The sequence below is a fragment of the Ancylomarina sp. genome (genome assembly GCF_041555295.1).
Classification (GTDB): Bacteria; Bacteroidota; Bacteroidia; order Bacteroidales; family Marinifilaceae; genus Ancylomarina.
Genome location: NZ_JBFFKR010000292.1, coordinates 1 through 3,925, shown reverse-complemented (window position 1 = coordinate 3,925; position 3,925 = coordinate 1). Strand labels below are relative to the sequence as shown.

Annotated in this window: 2 protein-coding genes; both read right to left on the bottom strand. The window is 34.8% G+C overall.

Features of this window, described 5'->3' with window-relative positions; genetic code table 11:
- Positions 1-2,916 (bottom strand): hypothetical protein (locus tag ABY905_RS14800; RefSeq protein WP_372645240.1); only part of this gene is annotated, 2,916 nt, incomplete at its 3' end.
- 11 nt (positions 2,917-2,927) lie between these two features.
- Positions 2,928-3,812: an ABC transporter ATP-binding protein gene (locus ABY905_RS14795; RefSeq protein WP_372645238.1), complete on the bottom strand. Its 885-nt coding sequence runs from the start codon at positions 3,810-3,812 to the stop codon at positions 2,928-2,930.
- Positions 3,813-3,925: the final 113 nt, after the last annotated feature.

Genomic DNA, 3,925 nt, shown 5'->3' with positions numbered 1-3,925 from the left:
CTTTTCATCAATCCATTGTTTCAAATAACTTTTGTTTGATACCTGAACATATTCGAAACCTTTGTCTTCGTTGTCAACAACAAATTCGTTATCGGCAAGAATTCCTTCAAATGCTTCACAATTCTTTACTTCATTGAAAAACTTTGTTTTTTTTGTTTCAGAAAATGTACTGAAATCGTAAACTAGGCTATTAGGTAAATTTTCAGATATATGAGTAGAAATATTCATTCTGCTGGGTTGAGTAGGAAAAACAAAACCGACTTCGCGAGCTGAATTTGCAGGTACGAAAATTGATTTCGAGAAGGCTGGCTTTGAATCTTCTTGATTCCGACGATTGCGTCTTTGATTTGGATCATTTGATTCAATACTTACGGTGACTATGCCATCTACCGATTCTGGATTTGATATTTTGTATCGAATTTGATATTTGATGTGATCACCATCCTTGACTTTGTAGGTTTGTAAATCTTTTATTAAAAAACCAGGTAGTTTATTGGTCGTGTACCAGCTTTTCACATCCTCCTTAATCGATTTACCACAATTAAGATTTAGTAAGCTATCAAAATCGGCAAAACTGAATTTTTGGTGTTTGTTCTTTTCGATATAAGATTTAATCAAAGCGTTAAATTTCTCCTCACCATAGCGAGCTTTGAGTAATGAAAAAAGATGAATGCCTTTGGCTTGCAGGATATCATTGAGGTAGATTTGCTCTTCATTTTTAGTTGAAGGTTTCAAGCCTGTTCTTGTAATATGTTGAAGAGAGGCTTTTTTCAGCTCCAGATTAATACGTTCTTCTTTGCTTATACCATCGAATCGCCAGCGAGAATATGATTGTGATGTGACATTCTTTTCTTTCAGATAAACCCCCAAAGCCAGATTTAATGCTGGATATTCAGTAGAGCTAAGCTGTGTTGAAAAGCCAAAATAGTTTGGAAATGGTGAGTAAGTGTTTCTATCTATATTATCGAACTGATACCATTCTGTTGCAGGAGGCATCAGATTCCCACGAACAAATCGTTTGAATATTCGTGATTGGAGTTCTTCATCAGAAACTTCTTCATTATCACGTTTCATCCGTTTTTCAAATCGTTTTTTTCTCTTTTTAAAATCAGTCTCCTCCATTAAAACACCTTTCTCAGGATAAAAAATGATTTCAGGTTGGACTGCATCACTACTGAGTGACCAAATATGTTTATCAAGTGCAAATTGAATAGGGACTTCTGCTAAAGCGAATCGCTTAAATGGATATTCTAAATCCAACTTAGTTTCATATTCGTTTTTCAACTCCCGAATTAATGATGGTAAACTATCCTGTATCGAATCAAAATGTTTCAAAAAAAACTGATTCCCTTTAATGGAATAAATGGAATATTCGATGGAATCAACAGTTGTACTATATTTTTGGTAATCTCCAATCAACAAGCTTATTTTTGGAAGTGCTGATTCTGGTTGGAATTCAAATACACTATCTGAAATAGTTGTTAGTTTTCCTTGTGAAATAGGAGTTAGATTGTTTTTTGTATGAACTTTTAGCTTGAAGTTTGTGAAATCAGGAGAATGCAAAACAGGATTCAGAGAGGCAAAACCTACTCCCGAAATGGGATACCAGAGTGATTCATTAGTTAGACAAACAAAGTTGTTCTGTAGATAAGAGAACCTTTTCCTTACTCTGAACATGACTGCACTGAAATTATCTTCTACAAGCTCTGGGTTTAGATCGAGAAAGTGAGTTCTTTCATCAATTGCTCCTTCGTAACTAATAACTAATTCTAAATATTCTTCCTTATTTAATTTATTAGAAATTGCGATTTTGAGCAGGTGAGTTTCACGTTTAAATTCCAGCTTTTTATTGTTTGCAGTAATAGAAGTAATTTTTAAAGAAGGATTTAAGCTAAAGAGTAGGGTATCTAATTCTGAATTTGATGAATTATAAAGGTTCAGTTTACTTACTGCTGATATTTTTTCTCCTAAATGGTTTAAGTCGATATGGCAATCTCTAATTTCAGCTTTAGAATATGATAGGTATTTGTTATTTAAGCTTATCATTTTATTCCTAAACGCATCGTTATCAACTTTTATATCAATATATTTCCAAATTAATCCACCACCGCATAGAAATGCCAGTAGAGCCAAATAGATTGGCAAATTCACAAAACGTTTGGACTGGGGTAAACGATTTAATTTTGAGATGGTAAAGAAGATGAATCCTATCCCCAGGAAGAAATAGATTCCTCGGTGGATGATGACTTCAGTTAGATTCCCGAAGCCACCAATTGTAGAATTCATCATTGGCACTTGATAGGCGATATAATCGAATATGTGATAGAACTTCGTATTTAAATAAAAAATAGTGAGTGCAATATAACCCAGAAGGATAATAAATGTGATGGCTTGATTTTTCAATATTGTCATAAAAAAGAACGCCAAACCTATTATAAAAACCAAGGTTGGTATCGAAATCAAAAGGGGGTAATATAAAAGTTGCAGCACACCTTGAGAAGACTCATTACTTAAAAAAGAAAAGCCAATTCCCATTAATAAAATCAAGATATTGAGAATGACAAAAACCGTGATTATTCCAAAAGATTTTCCAAGAATATACTCGCTATTAGTCATCGATCTTGCATAGATAACCTCAACTGAGTCGTTTTTACTATCCTGTTTTAAAAACTCGGAGGCTAGAAATATAGCTACAATAGCTTGTCCTAAATTCAGGATAATTAGGTTGGCATAGGGTATCGCAGCTGGTAAGGCTCTAAAAATCCATGGCGAATCACTTCCTTCTAAAAAAGCAGCAATATTAAAAATTCCAATGAAAAGGATCGATAAGCCAGCAAAAATCCTGAAAAACCAGGATCTTAGTAAGGTTCGGGTTTCAAATTTAGCGACTGTACGAATAGTGTGAATTGAGATCATATTTATAGTTGCTAAATGAGTTCCGAAGTTTCTTCCATGAAATAGACATAGGCATGTTCCAAATTAGGCTCAATTTCTATGGCATTACTTAATTGACTGCCATCGCCAATGAGTTGAACATCCCATCCCTCTTGAGTTGGGATAGTTGAAACAACAGCGTATTTATCTTTGATTAAATCATATTCGTAGCCAGATGTGCTGACTTGCCAAACATGACCTCTAGCCTTTTCGATTAAAGCTTCGGGTGTTCCTTTAAAAGCCAGCTCTCCATTATTTAATAGGGCCAGATTATTGCAAACGCTGGATATGTCACCGACAATATGTGTTGACAAAATAATTGTCACATCTTGTTGACTGATTTCAGATAAAATGTTTCGAAAACGAATTCTTTCTTCAGGATCAAGCCCCGTTGTTGGTTCGTCTACGATAATTATTTTAGGATCGCTTATCAATGTTTGAGCAATTCCTAATCGACGTTTCATACCTCCGGATAACTTATTGGCATCACGCTCACGAACATCGAACAGACCTACTTTATCAAGCCATTCATCGACTTTGTCTCTTCTGATACTTTTACTTCTGATACCAGCTAATGAGGCAGCATAATCAAGAAATTCCCATGTTTTTAATTTCGAAAAGAAACGAAAATCCTGAGGTAAATAGCCCAGGATGCTTCTTATTTCTTTACGATCTTTATGCAGATCGAATGAATCGAAACTTGCAGTTCCAGTTGAGGGTTCCATTAGGGTAACCAATATCCTCATAAGGCTGGATTTTCCTGCGCCATTGGGGCCTAATAAGCCAAACATCCCATTTCCAATTTCAAGATTTATGTCGTCAAGCGCCCTTTTCCCATTGGGATAAACTTTGCTCAATCCATTTATATTGATTTGCATTTGTATTGTTGTTTCAGTTCGTTTAGGCTTGGCTGTTATTGTACGACAGTAGAATAGAAATCATCGACTTCTATTACTTCAAATCAAATATACAATTTATGGTTAATAAGTTG

What these genes read in the sequence shown, in the direction of transcription:
- ABY905_RS14795 (WP_372645238.1), bottom strand. Translation starts at nt 3,812, where the DNA reads ATGCAAATCAATATAAATGGATTGAGCAAAGTTTATCCCAATGGGAAA.